21 protein-coding genes and 1 tRNA gene are annotated in these 20,539 nt (G+C 67.5%); 7 read left to right on the forward strand and 15 right to left on the reverse strand.

All coding sequences use genetic code 11. The features are described 5' to 3' along the window. Positions 1-63: 63 nt before the first annotated feature. The 4 genes from gyrB (at position 64) to FHU36_RS12880 (ending at position 5,423) form a co-directional block, all read left to right on the forward strand. Positions 64-2,007, forward strand: a complete 1,944-nt coding sequence (gyrB, locus tag FHU36_RS12865) for a DNA topoisomerase (ATP-hydrolyzing) subunit B (protein WP_185083936.1) — start codon at positions 64-66, stop codon at positions 2,005-2,007. 33 nt (positions 2,008-2,040) lie between these two features. Next, entirely contained in the window at positions 2,041-4,548 is a 2,508-nt protein-coding gene (gene gyrA / locus FHU36_RS12870; RefSeq protein WP_185083937.1) for a DNA gyrase subunit A, read from the forward strand. A 3-nt stretch (positions 4,549-4,551) separates the two neighbouring features. Then, the gene (locus FHU36_RS12875; RefSeq protein WP_185083938.1) at positions 4,552-5,214 is read left to right on the forward strand and encodes a DUF3566 domain-containing protein; all 663 of its coding nucleotides are present in this window, start codon (positions 4,552-4,554) and stop codon (positions 5,212-5,214) included. 135 nt (positions 5,215-5,349) lie between these two features. Then, positions 5,350-5,423 (forward strand) — tRNA-Ile (locus tag FHU36_RS12880). 63 nt (positions 5,424-5,486) lie between these two features. On the opposite strand, the gene FHU36_RS12885 is transcribed toward FHU36_RS12880, so the two are convergent. From FHU36_RS12885 to FHU36_RS12935, 12 genes are all read right to left on the reverse strand, one after another. Continuing rightward, entirely contained in the window at positions 5,487-6,638 is a 1,152-nt protein-coding gene (locus FHU36_RS12885; protein ID WP_185083939.1) for a tyrosine-type recombinase/integrase, read from the reverse strand. Further along, complete coding sequence (locus FHU36_RS12890) at positions 6,638-6,832, reverse strand: helix-turn-helix domain-containing protein (RefSeq protein WP_185083940.1); 195 nt, start codon at positions 6,830-6,832, stop codon at positions 6,638-6,640. Before FHU36_RS12890 ends, FHU36_RS12885 begins: the two co-directional genes overlap by 1 nt. Then, a complete protein-coding gene (locus FHU36_RS12895; RefSeq protein ID WP_312891554.1) occupies positions 6,829-8,412 on the reverse strand; it encodes a replication initiator in 1,584 nt (527 codons plus the stop codon). The genes FHU36_RS12890 and FHU36_RS12895 overlap by 4 nt, the downstream gene beginning before the upstream one ends. Before the next feature lie 384 nt (positions 8,413-8,796). Beyond that, complete coding sequence (locus FHU36_RS12900) at positions 8,797-10,197, reverse strand: FtsK/SpoIIIE domain-containing protein (RefSeq protein WP_246502030.1); 1,401 nt, start codon at positions 10,195-10,197, stop codon at positions 8,797-8,799. 192 nt (positions 10,198-10,389) lie between these two features. Further along, the gene (locus tag FHU36_RS12905; RefSeq protein WP_185083943.1) at positions 10,390-10,539 is read right to left on the reverse strand and encodes a hypothetical protein; all 150 of its coding nucleotides are present in this window, start codon (positions 10,537-10,539) and stop codon (positions 10,390-10,392) included. A gap of 88 nt (positions 10,540-10,627) precedes the next feature. Then, positions 10,628-10,759 carry a hypothetical protein gene (locus FHU36_RS45560; RefSeq protein WP_281394170.1) on the reverse strand — a complete coding sequence of 44 codons (132 nt, stop codon included), beginning with the start codon at positions 10,757-10,759 and terminating at the stop codon, positions 10,628-10,630. Positions 10,760-10,793: 34 nt separating this feature from the next. Beyond that, a complete protein-coding gene (locus FHU36_RS12910; protein WP_185083944.1) occupies positions 10,794-10,952 on the reverse strand; it encodes a hypothetical protein in 159 nt (52 codons plus the stop codon). A gap of 101 nt (positions 10,953-11,053) precedes the next feature. Then, on the reverse strand, positions 11,054-11,236 hold the full coding sequence (locus tag FHU36_RS12915; RefSeq protein ID WP_185083945.1) for a hypothetical protein: 183 nt from the start codon (positions 11,234-11,236) through the stop codon (positions 11,054-11,056). Between the two features lie 68 nt (positions 11,237-11,304). Continuing rightward, a complete protein-coding gene (locus tag FHU36_RS12920) occupies positions 11,305-11,568 on the reverse strand; it encodes a hypothetical protein (protein ID WP_185083946.1) in 264 nt (87 codons plus the stop codon). After that, complete coding sequence (locus FHU36_RS12925; protein ID WP_185083947.1) at positions 11,565-11,840, reverse strand: hypothetical protein; 276 nt, start codon at positions 11,838-11,840, stop codon at positions 11,565-11,567. Before FHU36_RS12925 ends, FHU36_RS12920 begins: the two co-directional genes overlap by 4 nt. Beyond that, positions 11,840-12,250, reverse strand: a complete 411-nt coding sequence (locus FHU36_RS12930; RefSeq protein ID WP_221495864.1) for a plasmid replication, integration and excision activator — start codon at positions 12,248-12,250, stop codon at positions 11,840-11,842. The genes FHU36_RS12925 and FHU36_RS12930 overlap by 1 nt, the downstream gene beginning before the upstream one ends. A gap of 119 nt (positions 12,251-12,369) precedes the next feature. After that, entirely contained in the window at positions 12,370-13,158 is a 789-nt protein-coding gene (locus FHU36_RS12935; RefSeq protein WP_185083949.1) for a GntR family transcriptional regulator, read from the reverse strand. 74 nt (positions 13,159-13,232) lie between these two features. Between FHU36_RS12935 and FHU36_RS12940 the strand changes: the two genes are divergently transcribed. After that, a complete protein-coding gene (locus tag FHU36_RS12940; RefSeq protein WP_185083950.1) occupies positions 13,233-13,667 on the forward strand; it encodes an NUDIX hydrolase in 435 nt (144 codons plus the stop codon). Between the two features lie 795 nt (positions 13,668-14,462). Here the strand turns inward: FHU36_RS12940 and FHU36_RS12945 are convergent. Beyond that, a complete protein-coding gene (locus tag FHU36_RS12945; protein ID WP_185083951.1) occupies positions 14,463-14,738 on the reverse strand; it encodes a hypothetical protein in 276 nt (91 codons plus the stop codon). Between the two features lie 318 nt (positions 14,739-15,056). Continuing rightward, positions 15,057-15,962: an alpha/beta hydrolase gene (locus tag FHU36_RS12950; protein ID WP_185083952.1), complete on the reverse strand. Its 906-nt coding sequence runs from the start codon at positions 15,960-15,962 to the stop codon at positions 15,057-15,059. 93 nt (positions 15,963-16,055) lie between these two features. Between FHU36_RS12950 and FHU36_RS12955 the strand changes: the two genes are divergently transcribed. Both FHU36_RS12955 and FHU36_RS12960 read left to right on the forward strand, forming a co-directional pair. Continuing rightward, positions 16,056-16,826 (forward strand): TetR family transcriptional regulator, encoded by a 771-nt coding sequence (locus FHU36_RS12955; protein WP_185083953.1) that lies wholly within the window; start codon positions 16,056-16,058, stop codon positions 16,824-16,826. Between the two features lie 267 nt (positions 16,827-17,093). Beyond that, entirely contained in the window at positions 17,094-19,808 is a 2,715-nt protein-coding gene (locus tag FHU36_RS12960; protein ID WP_185083954.1) for an ATP-binding protein, read from the forward strand. A 7-nt stretch (positions 19,809-19,815) separates the two neighbouring features. Here FHU36_RS12960 and FHU36_RS12965 read toward each other — a convergent pair whose 3' ends face one another. Continuing rightward, positions 19,816-20,532, reverse strand: a complete 717-nt coding sequence (locus tag FHU36_RS12965) for a hypothetical protein (protein ID WP_185083955.1) — start codon at positions 20,530-20,532, stop codon at positions 19,816-19,818. Positions 20,533-20,539 lie beyond the last annotated feature (7 nt).

Here is a 20,539-nt window from a genome sequence, read left to right on the forward strand (position 1 = left end):
CACGGCAGGGGCAGCCGGCACACGCGCTCCCTGCCGCGTGTCCGCGGCAGGAGGATTTGGCACTTGTCCTACGACGCTAGCTCAATCACCGTACTCGAAGGGCTTGAGGCGGTTCGCAAGCGCCCGGGTATGTATATCGGTTCGACCGGTGAGCGCGGTCTGCACCATCTCGTCTACGAGATCGTGGACAACGCGGTCGACGAGGCCCTTGCCGGCCATGCCGACCGCATCGAGGTCACGCTGCGCGCCGACAACGGCGTGCGCGTGGTCGACAACGGGCGTGGCATCCCCACGGGCATCCACCCCGTGGAGAAGCGCTCGGCCGTCGAGGTCGTCCTCACCACGCTGCACGCGGGCGGCAAGTTCGACAGCAAGTCCTACGCGGTCTCCGGCGGCCTGCACGGCGTCGGCTCCGCGGTGGTCAACGCGCTGTCGACGGCCATGGACGTGGTGGTCAAGCAGAACGGCCACTACTGGCGCCAGCGCTTCGAGCACTCCAAGCCGACCGCGCCGCTGGCCAAGGGCGAGGAGACCGACGAGACGGGCACCACGATCACGTTCTGGCCCGACCCGGAGATCTTCGAGACCACCACGTGGAACTTCGAGACGCTCTCGCGCCGGTTCCAGGAGATGGCCTTCCTCAACAAGGGCCTGACGATCACGCTGACCGACGAGCGGCCCGACCATATCAACGGCGAGCCGGTCAAGGTCGAGTACTACTACGAGGGCGGTCTGTCCGACTTCGTCACCCACCTCAACTCCAAGAAGGAGCCGGCGCACGCGTCGGTCATCGACTTCGAGGAGCACGGAGAGGGCGTCTCGGTCGAGATCGCCATGCAGTGGAACAACTCCTACACCGAGTCGGTCTACACGTTCGCCAACACGATCAACACGGCCGAGGGCGGCACCCACGAGGAGGGCTTCCGCGCGGCGCTGACCTCGATCGTCAACCGCTACGCGCGCGAGCAGAAGTTCCTCAAGGAGGGCAAGGACGACAACCTCTCCGGTGAGGACGTCCGCGAGGGCCTGACCGCGATCGTGTCGATCAAGCTGGCCGACCCGCAGTTCGAGGGCCAGACCAAGACCAAGCTGGGCAACACCGAGGCCAAGTCGTTCGTGCAGAAGGCCTGCAACGACCATCTGCGCGCGTGGTTCGAGCGCAACCCCGGCGAGGCCAAGGACATCATCAACAAGTCGCTGCAGGCCGCCAGGGCGCGCCTCGCGGCGCGTCAGGCCCGTGACCTGACGCGCCGCAAGTCGCTGCTGGAGTCGGGCAGCGGCCTGCCCGGCAAGCTGGCCGACTGCCAGTGGAACGACCCCGACAAGTGTGAGCTGTTCATCGTCGAGGGCAACTCGGCCGGCGGCTCGGCCAAGGGCGGGCGCGACTCCCGCTTCCAGGCGATCCTGCCCATCCGCGGCAAGATCCTCAACGTCGAGAAGGCCCGCGTCGACAAGGTCCTGCAGAACGTCGAGGTCCAGTCACTGATCACGGCGCTCGGCACCGGCGTGCACGACGAGTTCGACATCGGCAAGCTGCGCTACAGCAAGCTGATCCTGATGGCCGACGCCGACGTCGACGGCCAGCACATCACCACGCTGCTGCTGACGTTGCTGTTCAGGTTCATGCGCCCGCTGATCGAGGGCGGTCATGTCTACCTGTCGCAGCCGCCCCTCTACAAGATCAAGTGGGACCGGAAGGGCGAGGACGCCTCCTACGCCTACTCCGACCGCGAGCGTGACGCGATCATCCAGGAGGGCATCGCCCGTGGCAAGCGCGACCCGCGCGCCCACGACGGTGTCCAGCGGTTCAAGGGTCTCGGCGAGATGAACGCCAACCAGCTCTGGGAGACCACCATGAACCCCGACTCCCGCATCCTGCTGCAGGCCACTCTCGACGACGCCGCCCAGGCCGACGAGATGTTCAGCGTGCTGATGGGTGAGGACGTCGAGGCACGCAGGGCCTTCATCATCCGCAATGCGCGAGATGTCCGTTTCCTGGACGTGTAGCGACAGCCGTACATCAGAAAAGGATCTACACACGTGACGGAAGTGAACACTCCGCCTCCACCGTCGTCGGATCGCATCGAACCGGTCGACATCCAGACCGAGATGCAGCGCAGTTACATGGACTACGCGATGTCGGTCATCGTCTCGCGTGCGCTGCCTGATGTGCGTGACGGTCTCAAGCCGGTGCACCGCCGCGTGCTCTACGCGATGTACGACGGCGGCTACCGGCCCGACCGCGGCTACTTCAAGTGCTCACGCATCGTCGGTGACGTCATGGGGTCCTACCACCCCCACGGCGACACGTCGATCTACGACACGCTGGTGCGCCTGGCGCAGACCTGGTCGCTGCGCCATCCGCTGGTGGACGGTCAGGGCAACTTCGGCTCCCCCGGCAACGACGCGCCCGCGGCGATGCGCTACACCGAGTGCAAGCTCGCGCCCATCGCCATGGAGATGCTGCGCGACATCGACAAGGACACCGTCGACTTCCAGCCCAACTACGACGGGCGCTCCCAGGAGCCGGTCGTCCTGCCGGCGCGCTTCCCCAACCTGCTGGTCAACGGCTCGGGCGGCATCGCCGTCGGCATGGCCACCAACATCCCGCCGCACAACCTGCGCGAGGTGGCCGAGGCCGTCAAGTGGGCGCTGGAGCACCCGGAGGCGAGCGAGGAGGAGCTCCTCGAAGCCGCCATGGCCCGGGTCAAGGGCCCCGACTTCCCGACCCACGCGCTGATCGTGGGCCGCCGGGGCATCGAGGACGCCTACCGCACGGGCCGCGGCTCGATCACCATGCGGGCCGTCGTCGAGGTCGAGGAGGACAACAAGGGCCGCCACGCCCTCGTCGTCACCGAGCTGCCCTACCAGGTCAACCCCGACAACCTCGCGCTCAAGATCGCTGAGCTGGTCAAGCAGGGCAAGATCTCCGGCATCGCCGACGTGCGCGAGGAGTCCTCCTCCCGGGTCGGCCAGCGCCTGGTGATCGTGCTCAAGCGCGACGCCGTCGCCAAGGTCGTGCTGAACAACCTCTACAAGCACACCCAGCTCCAGGACACCTTCGGCGCCAACATGCTGGCCCTGGTCGACGGGGTGCCGCGGACGCTGCGGCTCGACCAGTTCATCTCGCACTACGTGACCCACCAGATCGAGGTCATCGTCCGCCGTACGCAATACCTGCTGCGCAAGGCGGAGGAGCGTGCCCACATCCTGCGCGCGCTGCTCAAGGCGCTCGACCGGCTCGACGAGGTCATCGCCCTCATCCGCGCCTCCGACTCGGCCGCGGCCGCCCAGCAGGGCCTCATGGGGCTGCTGGAGATCGACGAGGTGCAGGCGCAGGCCATCCTCGACATGCAGCTGCGCAAGCTCGCCGCCCTGGAGCGCCAGGCCATCCAGGACGAGTACAACCAGCTCATGGAGCAGATCGCCGACTACCAGGACATCCTGTCCTCGGAGTCCCGGCAGCGGCAGATCGTCGGCGACGAGCTGACCGAGGTCGTCAACCGCTACGGCGAGGACCGGCGTACCGAGATCACCGCCTACGACGGCGACATGTCCATCGAGGACCTCATCGCCGAAGAGGACGTGGTCGTCACCATCACGCGCGGCGGCTACGCCAAGCGCACCCGCACCGACCTCTACCGCGCGCAGAAGCGCGGCGGCAAGGGCGTGCGCGGGGCGCAGCTGCGCCAGGACGACATCGTCGACCACTTCTTCGTCACCACGACCCACCACTGGCTGCTGTTCTTCACGAACAAGGGCCGCGTCTACCGGGTCAAGGCGTACGAGCTGCCCGACTCGGGGCGCGACGCGCGCGGCATGCACCTGGCCAACCTGCTGGCGATGCAGCCCGACGAGACGGTCATGGAGGTCCTCGACCTGCGTGACTACAACGTCGCCCCCTACCTCGTGCTCGCCACCCGCAGCGGCCTGGTCAAGAAGACCCGCCTGTCGGAGTACGACTCCCCCAGGTCCGGCGGCCTCATCGCGATCAACCTGCGCGACGACGACGAGGTCATCGGGGCCCGGCTCGTCTCCGAGGAAGACGATCTGCTGCTCGTCTCCAAGGGCGCGCAGGCGATCCGCTTCACGGCCTCCGACGAAGCGCTGCGCCCGATGGGCCGCGCGACCAGCGGCGTCATCGGAATGCGGTTCCTGGAGGGCGATGAACTTCTCGCCATGAATAGGATCGCAGACGGGCAAGATGTGCTTATCGCCACGAAGGCTGGGTACGCCAAGCGAACCCCAGTTGAGCAGTATCCGGTTCAAGGTCGGGGCGGTAGGGGCGTGCTGACTGCGAAAATCGTGAGTTCCCGTGGCAAGCTGGTCGGAGCCGTCATGGTCAACCCAGAGGATGAGGTCTTCGCGATCACATCCGCCGGTGGGGTGATCCGGACGAGTGCCGGCGAGATCAAGCTGTCCGGCCGCCAGACCATGGGAGTGCGATTGATGAATCTCGCCGATGGCGACAGTGTGGTGGCCCTCGCCCGCAACGCCGAGTCTATGGAGACTGTGGTGGACACCGAGGAAGACGGGGGAGGAGAGTAAGTCATGAGCGCCCAGGGCGGCAGCGCCAGCGCCAGGACCAAGGCGGCTCGGGAGAACGGGAAGCAGCAGCCTAAGAAGTCCGGCGAAACCGAGATCTTCGACAAGCCCGACGAGGACAACGCCACGGCCGTGCACCCCGTGCCGGCCGCTCCTTCGCAGGGCCCGGCGAGGGAGGAATCCAAGGAGGGCAAGGACGGCGGCCGGATCCGCCCGTCCCTGACCTCCGAAGCTCCCCCGCGGATCGAGCTGCCGAAGAAGAAGAGCTCCAACTCGTCGGGGTCCCGACTCCCCCGCAAGGCCCACCTGGTCCTGCGCCGCATCGAGCCGTGGTCGGCCATGAAGTTCAGCTTCGTGGTGTCGCTGGTCTGCTTCGTGGTGCTGTTCGTGGCAGTGGCCGTGCTGTACGGCGTGCTGTCCGCTTTGGGCGTGTTCGACTCGCTCGTGGACCTGGTCAACCAGCTCGGCAAGGGCGAGCAGGGGCAGCAGGCACTGCCCATCGACATCGCCTCCTGGTTCGAGCCGGTCCGCATCCTGGGCTACACGGCGCTCATCGGCGCCGTGAACGTGGTGCTCATCACGGCACTGGCCACGCTGGGGGCCGTCATCTACAACGTCGCCTCCGACCTCGTGGGCGGCGTCGAGGTGACCTTCAGCGAGGCCGAGTAGCCGGCCGGATTACGGTGCTTGCGCCGCACTCCCCAGGGAGTGCGGCGCAAGCAGCATCCGGAAGGCTGTAAGCTTTTCCTCGTCCGAACGACCGGTTCGCGTCCACAAGCGGGATGCGATACGGTCGGTGTGCGCGGGGCTATAGCTCAGACGGTTAGAGCGCTTCCCTGATAAGGAAGAGGTCCCAGGTTCAAGTCCTGGTAGCCCCACCCAGCTAGAAGGCCCGTTCCGATCTCTCGGACGGGCCTTTGACGGCAGTAGAGACGGCAACGCTACTCGCTCGCATCCCCGAAGAGCTTCCCCGAGATCCTTCCAATGGCTTCCCTGTGGGAGTCCTGATCACCGTGCGTGTAGATCTCCATCGTGACCGAGATGCGTGCGTGACCCAAGATCTCCTTAGCGTCTCGGGGAGAGACCTTCAGGTTCTTGAGCATCGTGCCCGTGGTGTGCCGAAGGTCGTGCAGCCTGATCCGTCGCAGCCCGTTTTCCTTGATCACACGATCGAAGGCGCGGCCCAGGTTGGTCGGTTCGATGGGTCCACCTGAGCGAGACGCGAACACTAGCCCCGAGTCCTGCCACGTCTCCCCCGCCTTACGCCTCGCGTCGGCCTGGAGCCCCGCGTGTTCGATCAGCGCATCCCGGACGAACGGAACCAAGGGCAGGGTGCGCCGGCCCGCGTCAGTCTTGACCGGCAGCCGGACGAGCTTGCCCTTGATCCGCTGGATCTGCCACTCAACCCGGATCGTGTTCGCGTCGAGGTCCACGTCCTCCCACCCGATCCCGAGTACTTCGCCGCGCCGGAGCCCGTACACCAGGAGGAAGACGAACGGCAGGTAGTACGGCAGGGGTTTGGCCGCCTTGAGGAAGATCCGCGCCTCATCCGCACTCCAAGGCCGGATGGTTGACGGCTTGGGCGAGGGAAGCGTGACCAGGCGAGCCGGGTTGCTGGAGATCAGTTCCTCACGCATCGCCCGAGTCAGAGCCGCACTGAGAGTGACCTTCATGGCGTAGACCGTGCCGACCGAGTGACCCGCGCTGATCTGCCGATTCAGGAAGGTCTGGATGGTGGCGACGCGCAACCGGTCGAGCCGTTGCTTGCCGAGACCAGGCTTGAGGTAGAGCCGGACCATGGTCTCGTACTTGGCGTACGTGGTGTCCCGCAGCCGCAGCGGCGCGACGTGTTCGAGCCAGTAGTCCAAGTACTCCCCCAGCTTCCACGGGCGATTCGAGACGGGCAGACCGCGCCGCGACCGGTCGAGTACTTCCACCAGCTTGCCGTGTACCTCCTCTCTGGTCTTGCCGTACTTGCGGACCCGCTTGTACGTGCCATCCGAGGCCAGGACGAACGCGGCCCCCTCCCAGCGCCCGTCTTTCCGCTGGTAGATCGTGCCTTCGCCGTTCGCGCGTCTGGTCTTCTTGGCCATTACGCCGCCTCCTCCCTGAGCTGAGCGACGAACTCATCCAGAGCCGCGACCGGCACACGCCGACTACGGCCGACCTTCACCGACTCCAGTTCGCCGGACCTGATCAGGTTGTAGACCTGCCACCGACTCAGCCCCAGGAGTGCCATGACCTCCGGCACCCGGAGGAGTCGTCGTTCGAGCGGAGCCACGTTCATGCCGCTACCTCCTCTCCGGTTGCCGAAAGATCTGTGCCGTCTGCTTGGGCCTGTAGTCGCTGCATGAGCGCCCGCCAGTGCTGACGGTTGGCGATCTCCGCGAGGAGCCGTTCGCCGAGAGGCGGGAGGCTGGAGTCGCCGGGTGGGACCGGTCGCCAGGTGTAGCGGTTCGGGTCCTGGTCCTCAGTTGCCGAAAGACCGAGCGCTTCCAGGACCCAGGCGCGTCGGTCGGCACGGTGGTCGGTGAGCGTCTTGTTGGACCACTTGCGGGACACCAGGACACGGCGGCCGGCATAGCCGAGGTGTTCGGCCTTGTGCGCTTTGCCCTGGCAGCGGCCCGGGGCCTGACCCGCTCGGGCGTTTTTGGGCTGCACGCCGTAGCGCAGCCAGTTCGGGCACGTCGGCGAACACGGCTCGTAGCGCAGCGCTGCGGTCATCCGCTCGGCATGCTCGCGCTGGCGCTCGTTGTCTGGTTCACACGTCTCGGCGATGGACTTGGTGAGGTACTTGGTCAGGTAGTGCCGGATCAGGTGATCGGCGCGTTCGGTGCCGGCCAGCACACCGATCGGCTTGACCTGCTCACCGAAGCGCAGCACATGCAGCGGCTCGTCATCATCGCCGATGGCGTCGAGGGCTTCGTCCCAGGTGGGCAGCACTTCGCCCGTGCGGGGGTCGAGGTAGCCGACGCTGTCATCCCAGACCGGCAGCTCGTCACCGTCGAAGACGACGCGGTCGGTCGAGGGCCACCACACCTGGTGGTAGGTAGCGGCGGCTATCTGCTTGATCTCCTTGCGCGACAGCGTGCCGCGCATGGCCAGGTGCAGGTGCGGGGCCAGCCTCTTTTGCGGTTCGACGGTGGCGAAGTACTGCACATCCCAGCCAGCCACCCGCCGTAGGTTCTGCACGAACCGGTCCACCAGCTTGGAGAAGTGGATCGCGTCGCGGGCGGCCCGCGTGTAGTCGTAGGAGTCCGGATCGACTGGAGCGCCGTCCATCACGCGCCCGTAGGAGGGCAGGGTGAGGGTGATGAACATCGACGGGCGGAACCGCTTGCCGTCCGCAGCCTCGTAGACGCGTCCCAGCGTGCCGGGAAGCCGCTTGCGCTTGGGAAGATCGGGGGCATCCTGCCGGCGCCGGGTGGAGCGTTGACGGCTCGTGGAGGAGCGTCCGAGCACGCTGCCGCGCAGTCCTGAGCGGCGGATGTCGGCGTCAATGCCGGCCAGGATCTCGTCATACTCGGCCAAGTTCTCACCGGCAGCCGCGGCCACGTCGCGCTTGGCTTGCCAGTCGGCGCGGTGCTCGATCAGCCAGCGCTGTTCGTCGGTCGGCTCGTTGGGCGGGATGATCGGCTCGTCTTCCAGGTGCCAGCCTTCCCGGCACTGAGCCATGCGCAGTTTGCGGTTGCGCTCGGCGCACGGCGGGCACTTGTTCGAAAGCGTCGCGCCGCACGGGATGTCGAGCCGTGTGGTCTGTCCGGTGAGGGTGTCGAGCCGGTACATCGGCACGGGCCGGATGCACACGCCGAAGGAGATGGCGAGTTGGTCAACGACCTCCCGCGCGAGCGGCTGGGCCAGTCGCACCGCGCGGGGAGTCGAGCGATCGTCTCGGGTCACTTGGTCTTGCTCCGGGAGGCGCGAGGGCTACGAGCACGACGGGCGGGCTTGGCCGGCTCCGGCTCAGCCATCACCAGGACCAAGGACGATTGACCGCACTCGTCGCAGGTGACCTGTTGGGTTGCTTGATCGAGCCAGGAGCGACCCTTGGTCCGACATGTGGGGCAGCGATGTTTGGGCAGGCGTTCGGGAGCATTCATCGGGTCACCTCCGCGTTTTCGGCGCATACCTTGTGTGCGGGACGGTCTTGGTCGTCTCGGAGGGGGGTGGCGCGTCCGCAGTGGATGCATGGCCTACGGGTGCCGCCCCAATGCTTGGCATCACGCCAGTTGAGGCCGCGTGTGCGGGTCTTCACTCCGCTTCCTGGGCGAGCTCGATCGGGGGCAGCGGGAGCGTGTCGCCGTCAGCCGGGTTGGTGAGCCAGGCGACCATGTCGCGGATGTCGGCGTCGGAGACGTAGGCGGCGCGCACGCGCACCGGCTCTGGGGAGGTTTCGAGCCGGACGTAGGCGACGCCGGCCCCGACGCTCGGGATGGGGGAGATGAAGTCGGCCAGCGCGCCGCGTTCCCGAGCGCCCTCCCCGAGGACCATGTCCACCTGTTCGGACTCGTCCAGCCGCATGGCGATCTTGTCGGGGAACAGGTTGCGGATGTTCATGACCTCCTTGCGGGGGTCCTGCAGTAGCGCCATCACTCCGACGCCGACCGCGCGCCCTTGGGTGGTGAGGGTGGCCAGAGCGGCATTGATGCGCCGCTTGAGGTCCCGATCGTTCTGGTAGGCGGTCAGGAACGCGATCTCGTCCACGATCACCAGCACGAACGGGTCCTCAATCGTGGGCGTGTGGGAACGGCGATGGCCGCCGAACATCGTCGCGCGTTCCTGCATGCGCTTGACGACCTCGTCCAGCAGGTCGGCGCACTCTTCCGGGGCGGCCGCGTACCGGTGGAAGAGTTCACGACCGTAGGACAGCTCCATCAGCTTGGGGTCCAGGCCGACCAACTCGACCAGGCCCGCCCGCACGGCCGGCAGCAGGCCACGCACGACCGACCAGATCAGCGAGCCCTTCCCGGCGCCGGTCGCGCCCGCGCCGAGGATGTGCGTGCCATGCACCTTCAGCGTCCACGACCGGCCGTCCTCACACAGCCCGACCGGAACCGCGTGCAGGTTCACCACGTCCGGGATGGGCAGCGCGGGGATCGGCGTGCGCAGCGGGTCACGGCGGGGAAAGGTCAGCCGCAGCAGACCGGCGCGGACGATCGAGGTGCGGCACGACAGGGCGCGGAAGGCGTGCGCGAGGTTGTCGGCCCTGGTAGTCCAGTCATCGAACGACTGGCCCTTGAGCATCTTGACCGTCACCTGATCGGCCACCGGCCCGCACGTCACCTTGACCAGGCGCGGCCGGTACTCCAGGCCCTTGGCCAGCTTCGATAGGCCCGCTCCGGACATGGCGAACGACCAGTGCGGACGGTAAATCCACACCAGCCGCCAGAAGGCCAGCAGCCGCCAGCCGACCCACCAGGAGAACGACGAGCGGTGCAGCAGCGCCCAGCCGACCAGCCCGAGAACGAGCGAGCTGACCAGGCCGGCCGACCACTGCCAGCCGTAGACGACGGCCAGCGCCGACAGGCCCGCAGTGGCCACGATGGCGATCGGATGACGGTAGAGCATGCGGACGGTCCCGAGAAGGAGCCGCCAGCACAGGAGCGTGATCGTAATGATGGCGGGGGTCTGCACGACAGTCGGGCGGAACATCAGCGGCGCGCCCGGACTGGTCGTGATCAGGTCCCCCGCTACTTCGCCTTGAGCACGGCGAAACATAGGATGGACTCCTCTTCCTTGATCCTTGCTACGGGTTGCGGAGAGATCAGGGGCCACCGGAAGTTGCCGCTTCGCGGTGGCCCCGCCTACAGGCTCACGCAGTCACTCGGTCGGTTCCGAATGCGGTTAGAGCACGGTCAGTTCGAGTCGCCTGCCGCAGGTGCCGCAACTGGCCGTGATCTTGTTTGCGGCCTTGCGGATGTCCGTCCACTCGACGCTGCCGCAGTTGGTGCAGGTAACCGGCTTGCCGCCGGCCACGATGACCGACTTGCACATGATGGGTCTCCTTGATCCTTTGCTACGGGTTGTCGAGAGATTGGGGGCCACTGGAAGTTGCCGCTTCTCGGTGGTCCCGCCAGGTTCGCTACTTGGCCTGTCGGGGGATGACCTGGCCGACGCCACCGCAGACGGAGCACGTCCCGCCGTAGGCGTTCTCACCGTTGCCCTTGCACTTGGCGCAGGTGACCGGCTTGGGCGCGCAGTTGTTGTCGCACATGAGCGTTCCTCCTTGATCGTTGCTACGGGTTCCCCTACTTCTTCTTCTTCTTGTCCGCCTTGCCGTTGGCGAGCTGGTCGTACAGGTCCCGGACGTTCTTGTGCGGGTCGGTGCCAGGCCAGCCCGAGGGGCGCTCACCGTCCGGCCAGGTACCGTCGTTGCGGCCGTGGTCAACGCGCGTGACTTTCGGCATGATGGAGTTTCCTTTCGAGGAGACCCCGGGCTTCGTTCTTGGTCGGATGCGGCCCGGGGTTCAACCGGACAGGGGGATCGACTACCGGGAACGCTCGTGCTCTACCGGGCGGGCTTGCCCGGACCCTTGCGGATGCTGCGCGAGGCGAGCCGGCCGAAGGGCAGCACGCACGTGTGCTTGAACGGGTTGTTGTACGAGTTGCCACAGGTCTTGCAGGTGAAGGTGTCAACCTGCATCGAGACGCGGATGCGCTTGCCCATCAGGGGCACCCCTTCCTTGATCATTGCTACGGGTTGCGGACAGATCAGGAGCCACCGGAAGTTGCCGCTTCGCGACGGCCCTGCCTTGCATCTCAGGCGGCCCGGTTCGGGGCCGCAGGGTCGAGCTGGGCGGCGTGCAGCCGCTCGCACTCAGCCAGGAACGTCCGAGCCTGAGCGACGAACTCACGCACGATCGCCAGGGCCTCACTCGAGACCCGGTCACGCTCACCCGAGGTCGTGATGTCCACCGACGCGCCGCAGATGTTCATGCTCAGGATCGGCGCGGCGTCGGCGTAGGTGTGGCAGCGGAACTGCACGTCCTCACCCAGGTGGAAGCTGATGGCCGCCAGGCTCATGCCGCGCCCTCCGTGTTCTTGACCGGAGCCAGGCCCCGCCAGCGTCGCTCCACCTCGACCGCGAAAACCTGAGCCGCCTTGGCCAGCTCACGAGCGAAGTCGACCGACTCGGCGGTGACCTTGTCGGCGTGCAGACACACGCTGACGATCGCGTTGCCGGCACCCACCGCCAGGACCGGAGTGCGGTCCGGGTAGGTCGTGCACGACGCCTGGCCCTTGCCGTCCACGTGCAACGCCGTCCGCTGCCACGAGCCGCCCTTACGAGTCGCCATCACGCACCCCCGTCCTTGGCCGCCGGAGCGGGAGCCGGCCGGGAGCCGTTGGAGCCGTTCGGCTTGACCATGCCGGACGCCCGCAGCGAGTACGCCAGACGCCGGGTCTTCTCGTTCAGGTACGGCGTCACCGTCATGTCGGTGAACTCCACTGCCTCGAACATCTGACCCGTCGGCGGAACCGGCTGCACTTCCGCCAAAATCTTCACGGCCACCTCACGCGACCGCGCACCCAGCTCCGGGTCCATGTCCATGACTCGGCACGTCCAGACCCGACCGCCCGTGACCTTGTCCTTGGACGGGGACCGCTTGCCCGACTTCTCGTCGTAGTCCTCACCCTGCGCGATCGAACCCGGCACCAGCACGCAGCCAGCCGGGAATACCTCCTCGAACCGAACCCGGAACCGCATTCCACCAGGAAGGGCCATCGCCCTACCTCCCTTCGTTTGACGTCTCCAGTAGGCGTCTACTCGTCTAGAGGAGTAGTTGCCTACTTCCTTTGTACTCCTCTAGACGAGTTTGTAAACCCCTATCGGGCGGGAAGTTCGTAGGACAACACGTAGGCGTCGCTCGACATCACCGTGTCGCACACCTCTACGGGCGTGCCGTCGCTCGCGTAAGCCGTACGGACCAGGTGAAACACCGGAACGCCAGGGGCGAGTCTGAGTGCTCGGACCTCATCCCGTAGCGGCATGCGAGATTTGATGTCCTCCACGAAATGATCAAGTCGGTAGCCCTTCTCCTCGATCCGCGCGTAGATCCCACCTGGCCCGGTGTCCGGCTGCATGATCTGAGTACCCTTGGCGATCTCTACAGGGATGTACGAGATCGCCGTCTCTACCGGTTGTCCATTGATCAAGTAGCGGCGAGAGCGGCGGACCGTTCGGTCCTTTGGGCCGATCTTCAAGCGTTCGGCCACATCCGGTGAAGGCTTCACTTCCGTGATCTCTATGGAGTCCACCGAGGGCTTTCCGCCGGCACCCTCGGTCTCAGCGATGAACGCCGCCTTGCCTTGCTCTCGATGACGCCGAGCGAACCGATCGGAAGCCAGTCGGCGCACGGGAGGATGCGAGCGGACGAAGACTCCGCGCCCGTGCTCGGCTACCGTCAGACCCTCGCTCTGGAGGACTTGCAGTGCGTTGCGGATGGTCATACGCGCGACGCCGTAGTGTTGCATGAGCTGGGCTTCTGAGGGCACCTTGTCACCCTCAGCGAGTTGACCGCGTTCGATTGCCTCTCGGAGGTGATCGGCGATCTGACGGAAGACGGCCCGGTCGCTGATCGGGTCCAGGTCCGGCAAACTCGGCGATTCGGCCACCGGTCAACTCCTCAACTCGTACAGACGTGTACTACAGTCCGATGATAGTGAGACATCCAGCGCGGAGGTATGGGATGAACCGCCAGGACGCGCACTCTGTCAGCGTGGCAGGCGTGATCATCGACGATCAGGGCCGCGCACTGCTCACTCAGCGCCGCGACAACGGTCACTGGGAAGCACCTGGAGGAGTGCTTGAGCTGGACGAGGACATCACGACCGGCTTGCTCCGAGAAGTCCAAGAGGAGACCGGCCTCCAGGTCGAGCCCGTAGCTCTGACCGGCGTCTACAAGAACATGACACGCGGCATAGTTGCCCTGGTATTCCGTTGCAAGGTCGTCGGTGGGCATCTGACCGAGACCGACGAGACCCGCGCCTTCCGCTGGGTGAGTGCCGACGAGGTCCAGGAGCTGGCGTCCGAAGCTTTCGCCGTCCGTGTTCTCGACGCCATGCTCTACGAGCACGCACCAGCCGTACGGCAGCACGACGGGGAACACTTGCTCAGCGCGTAGCTTGCCGAATTGTCATTGTGAGGATCAAGGCGGCGGCTGCGCCGCCGCACCCGCGCGGCCGTCCCCGCCCGCGCTGCGGCCTGGGGGCCGGTCACGGGCGGGAGCCGCGCGGGGCGAAGGGGGAACAGTCGGCCGGCCTGGTCACACATGAAGGCAGTCACCCGCAGCGCAGCCAGCAGGCATCACAGGTCAAGACATGCCTCCGGCGGGGAACTCGGCTCCGGGATGATCGCGGCACGGCCGGCCCGGTAGTCAGTGGGCGGGCGTGAGCCCGATCTTCCCGTCTGCCACGTCCCAGGCAGAGCCCAGCAGACCAAGGGCCTGGGGCCAAGGTCGTTCTTCCAGTGGGGAGCTCCAGCCTTGACCCCAGGCCCTTGGCCCGCTGCCTTCCAGGTGGGACGAGGCAGACGGGAAGATCGGGCGGGGGAGGACGTGCAGGTAGTGGACGGGCGACGTCGCGAGACTTTGACGGCAGCAACGACGGCAACGACGCCGAACTGAGGCGCACGCTCGCGATCCACACCATCAGCTCAGACAGCGGCGACAGCCCTCCGACACGGCGCATGACCGTGCTGATAAGGAAGAGGTCCCAGGTTCAAGTCCTGGTAGCCCCACCAGTGGAAAGCCCCGAAGCGATCAAGCTCCGGGGCCTTTTTACTGGAACCCGTACTGCAACGGCCTCACTCGAACAGCTCGTTGACCCTCTTGATCGCGTTCTCCCGGCTCTCGCCGTCGCCGTGGGTGTAGATCTCCATCGTGACCGAGATGCGGCTGTGGCCCAAGATCTCCATTGCGTCACGTGGCGCGACTCCAAGCTTCTTGAGCAGTGACGCGGCCGTGTGCCCGGATGGGGCGCAACTCGTTCTTCTGCACGATCCGGGCGAAGGACCGGGCCAGGTTTCGCGGCTCGATGGGCCGGCCGGACTTGGTCGTGAACCCGAGCCCCGTGTCCACCCAGCTCTCCCCCGCCTCGCCCTTGAGGATCTTCTGCCCGTCCCGCTGGATCTCCAGCGCCTCGCGGACGATGCCGAGCAGCGGCAGCGATCGGTTGCCCGCCCTGGTCTTCACCACAAGCGGGGACGTCAGTCCATGACTCACGGTGTCTGCGCTGGGCCTCCCAGCTCTTCCAGAAGCTGACGCATCGCCGCACGGATGTCCGCTTCGATCTGCACTCGCTTCTCGGGATAGTTCTCCCAGGCCGATTGCAGACTGAGGAACCTCATCATGATCTCTGTCTGAGGTGGCCAAGACTCGGATTCGATCGCGTCGATGCCGTCAGGTAGTGCATGTCCAAGGTGGCGGATCCGGCGCCGAACAGGCGCAGCGTGACGAAAAGTGCGTGGTTGTAGCCACCTTCGATCGGGTGTTCTGCGCTGTCGGGAGGAGATCTCAGCCCTGCTGGGGCTGGAGGCAGCGGCGAAGGAAGGCGATCTGGTCGGTGAGGACATGTTCGCGGGTGGCGGAGTCGGTGTAGAAGCTGAAATGCGTGCCCGGGTAGCTGCGCAACTCCCCGCGCGGGGCTCGCTCCGCCAGCGCCCGGGTCGTCTCGATGGGCGTCTCGTGGTCTTCGGCCGCGACACAGACCAGCAGCGGTATGGTCAGTCGGGCGGCGGCCTGTTCGGGGTGGTAGCGCATCATGCTCAGCAACCCCCGTGGGGCGACGCTGTTGCGCCACAGGGTGGTCGCCTCTCCGCTGGTGAGTGCCTGGATGTGCTGCTCGGCCTCGGGCGTGGCCGCCACCGCGAGCTCGCCTGGACTACCGACCATGGGTATGTAGTACGGCCGCAGGCCGAGCTTGCCACGCAGCGCGTCCCAGCCGATGGCCCCCAGCAGTCGTAGCGTCTGCCACGTCGAACGTCCCTCCACGCGCTTGGGGAACCCGTTGAACGGAATCTGCGCCACCACCGCGACGATGTCCGGGTCGCCGGCGGCGACGGAAACGACGTGGGCACCGCCGAGCGAGTTGCCCCACAGCATGACGCTGCGGGCGTCGACGTGCTCGTTGCGGCGGGCGAATGCGATGGCGGCCCGCAGGTCCTCCTGCTGACCGCCGATGTCGGCGAGCTGGCGCGGCTCGCCACCGCTCTCCCCGAAGCTGCGATAGTCGAACACGAGGGCCGCCATGCCTTCGGCGGCGAACTGTTCAGCGTGCGGGAACAGCCGGTCCATCGTCCCGCTGAACCCATGGCACAGCACTACGCAGGGCAGTCGCCCGTCGGGTGCGGGTGGCAGGTAGAGGTATCCCGCACAGGTGGTGCCACCGGACTCGAAGGCGACTTTGATCCGCTCGTTCATGCTCTCTACTCCTTTAGACTTACCAATGGTAAGAATGCTAGGCGAAAACTTTTACTAGCGGTAGGTAACCGGCCCTACATCTTGAGGAGTCACATGAGCGCGACCTCGCAGCGGATCCTGGCGGCCTCGCGCGCACTGTTCGCCGAACGCGGTTACCGGGCCTCGTCCATGCAGGCCATCGCGGATCAGGTCGGCATCACCAAGGCGGCGCTCTACTACCATTTCGCGTCCAAGGACGAGATCCTCCGCCATCTCACGCTGCCGCTGCTGGACGAGCTGGAGAGCGCGCTCGCCGAGGCCGAGGCGGGCGGCGATCCGGAAACGGTGCGCTGGCGTGCCATCGAGGGCTACGTCGACGTCTACCTGCGTCACCGGGAAACGCTGGTGATGCTCATCAGGGACATGACGCTGCTGGTCCAGGCGCCGGTGGCGGATCGGTTCCGCGCGGCGATCGCCCTGGCCAACGACCTGGTGTGCGGGCCGGAGCGCAGCCTGGAAGGGCGGGTGCGCGCCTCGCAGGTGGTGGCGGGGCTGGGCGACCCGGTCGTGCTCTTCCTGGACGTGCCCCCCGAACAGCTCAAACGCCTCATCCTCGACGGCGCTCAGGCCCTCCTGGCACGCTCCGACCCCGCGCAGGAGGGAGCGGCGAACGACCCGGCTCCCACCAGCCGGCCCGCCGGGGTGACCGACAGCCCACGCCCTCGCGGGCGCCCACGAGGGCGAAGCGGGGGGCGGCCCACCGCGTTGACCGAGTCGGAGGCGAGGCAGGCGCGCGAGCTGTACGCGGCCGGGCGTCCGGTGGCGGAGATAGCCGAACGTCTCGGAGTCTCACGAGCTACGGTCTATCGCTGTCTCAAAACCTAGGTTGTGCGACATTGATTTTGGAATCAACTGCCGCCTGGCCTGTCCATGGCCTTCGATGTCGGTCGGACTCCTCAGCGCATCCAAGAGCGCACTGCCGTCTCCGTCCCCTGCGCACCGACGACACCCCCCCGTGGTCACCGACTCCCTCCAGAGGGTCCTCGTGACCGGAAAGGACGGAAAGTGACGGTTCCCCGCATCGTCCTCAACCCTCGGCAAGCGATAGCGTTTCCACACGTCACACTAGAGACAAGGCGTTCTTGGAGTGCCATGCTGCACGGGCGTCAGACGGAGCAGTCCATCATCGGCGAGTTGCTGGAAGGCCGGTCCGGCGCTCTGGTCGTGCGCGGTGAGGCGGGCATCGGCAAGTCGGCACTCCTGGAGTACGCCGCCGCGAAGGCGCGGGCACAGGTTCTGCGGGCGACCGGTGTCGAGTCCGAGTCCGATCTCCCGTTCGCCGCCTTGCACATGCTGCTCCGCCCGGTCCTCGACCATGTGGAGGCGCTGCCGCCGCAGCAGGCCGAGGCGTTACGCGGCGCGCTCGGCCTCGGCGGCGCCACTCGGGGGGACCGTTTCCTCGTCGGGCTGGCGACGCTCAGTCTCCTTGTGGAGCTGTCGGTGGCGGGCCCGGTGGTCTGCCTGGTCGATGACGCGCAGTGGCTCGACGGCGAGTCGGCTGATGCGCTGCTGTTCGCCGTCCGCCGCCTGCATGCCGAGCCCGTCGCCGTCCTGTTCGGCGCACGGGAGAGCGACGGGACCTTCCCCGCGAGGGGGCTGCGCGAGCTGCGGCTGGGCGAGCTGGATGCCGAGGCCGCCCACCGCCTGCTCGCCGAGCAGGCGGTGGATCTGCCGCCGGCCGTACGGGACCAGCTCGTCGCCGAGGCCCGGGGAAATCCGCTGGCGCTGGTCGAGCTGCCCCGCATGCTCACCGCCGAGCAGCGCAGGGGCGACCTCGTCCCGCTGTCCTTCTCCCTGGGTACGGCGGTGCCGGTGACCGACCGGGTGCTGACCGGCTTCCGTGACCGGATCGCGGCGCTGCCCGCGGCCACCCGCTCCTGCCTGCTGGTCGCGGCCCTCGACGACCGCGCCGAGCTGGGCGTGCTCGCACGGGCGGTCAGCCTGCTCGGCGCCTCGCTGATCGACTTCGCCGGGGCGGAGCGGGCCGGCCTGGTCAGGGTGGGGTCGGGGGGCGTCGCCTTCCGCCACCCCCTGGTGCGCAGCGCGGTGCTGCTGGCCTGCGACATCGCCGCCCGGATGGCGGCGCACCGGGCGCTGGCCGAGACGGTCGACGACGACCGGCGGGCCTGGCACCTGGCCGCTGTCACCCTGCAACCCGACGAGGAGGTGGCCGGAAAGCTGGAGTGCCTGGCACTGCGCGCACGACAGCGCGGCGGGCAGGCGGCGGTGTCGGCGGCCTACGCGCGCGCGGCCGACCTGTCCGCCGATCCCGCCGAGGCCGCACGCCGGTGGACGGCCGCAGCCCAGGCCGCGGCCGAGGCGGGCCTGTGGGAGCGCGCGCGTGAGCTGGTGGACCGGGCGCGGCGGCTGGCGGAGGAGGCGACGCCGGCCGTGGCCGTGCTGGCCGTGCTGGCCCAGGTGAGAGCGAAACTGGAGATCGAAGCGGGCCGGCCGCTGGAGGGTGTCCGGCTGCTGCACGAAGGCGCCGAGGTGGTCGGCGACATGACTGCCAAGTTGTCGCTGCTGAGCCTGGCGGGCTTCTACACCTGGGCCAGTGCAACGCACCCCGACCAGGTCGCGCTGGCCCGCCGTACCGAGGAACTGTGCCCGGATGGCGACGGGCTGGCCACTGTGGTGCGCACCTTCAACCACGCCTTCCGCCTGATCCTCGAGGGGGACGCCGTGACCACGCTCACCTACCCGATGCCGGATCTGTCTGATGACATACCGTTCGAGGTGCGCTTCATCCTCGCCTATCAGGCCAGCGTCCGCGCCGATCTCGACGGCATGCTGGACGACGCGGCCTGGCTCGTCGAGGGCTGCCGGGCCGAGGGACGACTTGGACGCATGCCCCAGGCCATGACGATCTTCTCCATCGCCCAGCTCATCAGCGGACACCACCGCTCCGCACGAGCCACCGTGGCCGCGGGCCTGGCCCTGTCCTCCGACGTCGGTCAGCCGCAGTGGAGCAGCTACCTGATGGGCGTGCACGCCTGGCTGTCCGCGGTCGCCGGCGCGGAAGAAGAATGCACGGCGATGGCCGAGCAGGCGATCCGCGAAGCCGACCACCGCAGGTGGATGCCGGGAGCCTATTGGGCGGCGTACGCGCGGCTGATGCTCGACCTCGGAGCGGGCCGCTACGAGGCGGTACTCGAGCGGATCGAGCAGGCGGCAACGGGGCCCACCCGCCATGCCTTCCTCTGGCGATACGCCTGGCCCGACTACGTCGAGGCCGCCGCGCGGGTGGGAACTCCCCAGCGCGCGACGGAACCGCTGCGCCGGTACGCGGAGTGGGCCGAGGCCACAGGGCAGGCCAGGCCACTTGCCATACTGCATCGACTCCACGCGCTGGTGGCCCCGGACACCGCGGCCGCGGGACTGTACGAGCAGGCGCTGGCCCTGCACGCCGAGGGCGAGCAGCCCTTTGACGAGGCACGCACCCGCCTGGTCTACGGGGAGTGGTTGCGCCGCCACAAGCGCCGCGCCGAGGCGCGCACCCAGCTCCAGGCCGCCATGGATGCCTTCGACCGGCTCGGCGCCGCCCTCTGGTCTGCCCGCGCGGCCGCCGAGCTGCGCGCCACCGGGCTCTCCCTGCCCGACAGTGGCCGTGCCGGAGATCCACTGGCCGTGCTGACCCCGCAGGAACTCCAGGTGGTACGGCTGGCCGTCACGGGCGCGTCCAACCGGGAGATCGGCGCGCAGCTGTTCCTCAGCCCTCGCACAGTCGCCTCCCATCTGTACAAGGCCTTCCCCAAGCTGGGCGTCTCCTCCCGTGCCGAGCTGGCCAGGCTCCCGGGACTGACCTGAGGGCAGGTCACACCCGGCGGTAGATGATCGGCTGCGCGGCGACGCCGTTGGCCTTGAAGTTGGCCAGCACGAAGCTGCGGAAGGTGGGCCGGAAGATCAGGCTGGGCAGGAAGGTCCGCCAGTTCGGCCAGCTGGCGTGGTTGACGAGCCCGTATTCGGCGGGCTCGCCCTCCAGCGGCCGCATCAGCGCGGAGTTGGGCAGCGCGGTCTTGGCCTGGAACCATCCGGCGGTGTACTCCCACACCTTCAGCAGGGTCTCGCGGTCGTCGGCGTAGAAGTAGTTGAACAGGTAGCGATGGTCCTGGCTGTGGTCCACGTCGCCGAGCCGTCCGGCGTTGTCGGCGATGATCTGATGGGTACGGCGGGCGGCCGCGCGGAGCGTCCGAGCGAGTTCCGTGTAGGCGGCGCTCTCGCGCAACTCCAGGGCGGCCTCCACGGACGCGGTGCGGATCAGCACGACGATGTCGTAACGCGCCGGCTGGATGCCCCTGGCGGCCAGCAACTCGTCGCCCTCGCCGGGCGGGCGCAGGACGGCGCGGAACACGTTCGCCTCGCGCGCCTCGGTGCCCACGGCCAGGGCCTTGAGGTGGGCGGCCAGTTGGACGGGAGTGGACACGAAGGGGCCACGCCAGGAGCCGACCTCGCCGGCCAGCATGAGGAAGCCGTCGCCGGTCGGGGGCAGCACGCGGGCCTTGACGGCCATGTGGTCATTGATCAGCTTCATGGCGCCG

The sequence above is a fragment of the Nonomuraea muscovyensis genome (assembly GCF_014207745.1).
GTDB classification, from domain to species: Bacteria; Actinomycetota; Actinomycetes; order Streptosporangiales; family Streptosporangiaceae; genus Nonomuraea; species Nonomuraea muscovyensis.

Bases quoted from the DNA above. Each gene is read 5' to 3' on its own strand.
- FHU36_RS12875 (WP_185083938.1), top strand. From the start codon at position 4,552: ATGAGCGCCCAGGGCGGCAGCGCCAGCGCCAGGACCAAGGCGGCTCGG.
- FHU36_RS12885 (WP_185083939.1), bottom strand. From the start codon at position 6,638: ATGGCCAAGAAGACCAGACGCGCGAACGGCGAAGGCACGATCTACCAG.
- FHU36_RS12890 (WP_185083940.1), bottom strand. From the start codon at position 6,832: ATGAACGTGGCTCCGCTCGAACGACGACTCCTCCGGGTGCCGGAGGTC.
- FHU36_RS12900 (WP_246502030.1), bottom strand. From the start codon at position 10,197: ATGTTCCGCCCGACTGTCGTGCAGACCCCCGCCATCATTACGATCACG.
- FHU36_RS12905 (WP_185083943.1), bottom strand. From the start codon at position 10,539: ATGTGCAAGTCGGTCATCGTGGCCGGCGGCAAGCCGGTTACCTGCACC.
- FHU36_RS45560 (WP_281394170.1), bottom strand. From the start codon at position 10,759: ATGTGCGACAACAACTGCGCGCCCAAGCCGGTCACCTGCGCCAAGTGC.
- FHU36_RS12910 (WP_185083944.1), bottom strand. From the start codon at position 10,952: ATGCCGAAAGTCACGCGCGTTGACCACGGCCGCAACGACGGTACCTGG.
- FHU36_RS12915 (WP_185083945.1), bottom strand. From the start codon at position 11,236: ATGATCAAGGAAGGGGTGCCCCTGATGGGCAAGCGCATCCGCGTCTCG.
- FHU36_RS12920 (WP_185083946.1), bottom strand. From the start codon at position 11,568: ATGAGCCTGGCGGCCATCAGCTTCCACCTGGGTGAGGACGTGCAGTTC.
- FHU36_RS12925 (WP_185083947.1), bottom strand. From the start codon at position 11,840: ATGGCGACTCGTAAGGGCGGCTCGTGGCAGCGGACGGCGTTGCACGTG.
- FHU36_RS12930 (WP_221495864.1), bottom strand. From the start codon at position 12,250: ATGCGGTTCCGGGTTCGGTTCGAGGAGGTATTCCCGGCTGGCTGCGTG.
- FHU36_RS12940 (WP_185083950.1), top strand. From the start codon at position 13,233: ATGAACCGCCAGGACGCGCACTCTGTCAGCGTGGCAGGCGTGATCATC.
- FHU36_RS12950 (WP_185083952.1), bottom strand. From the start codon at position 15,962: ATGAACGAGCGGATCAAAGTCGCCTTCGAGTCCGGTGGCACCACCTGT.
- FHU36_RS12955 (WP_185083953.1), top strand. From the start codon at position 16,056: ATGAGCGCGACCTCGCAGCGGATCCTGGCGGCCTCGCGCGCACTGTTC.
- FHU36_RS12960 (WP_185083954.1), top strand. From the start codon at position 17,094: ATGCTGCACGGGCGTCAGACGGAGCAGTCCATCATCGGCGAGTTGCTG.
- FHU36_RS12965 (WP_185083955.1), bottom strand. From the start codon at position 20,532: ATGAAGCTGATCAATGACCACATGGCCGTCAAGGCCCGCGTGCTGCCC.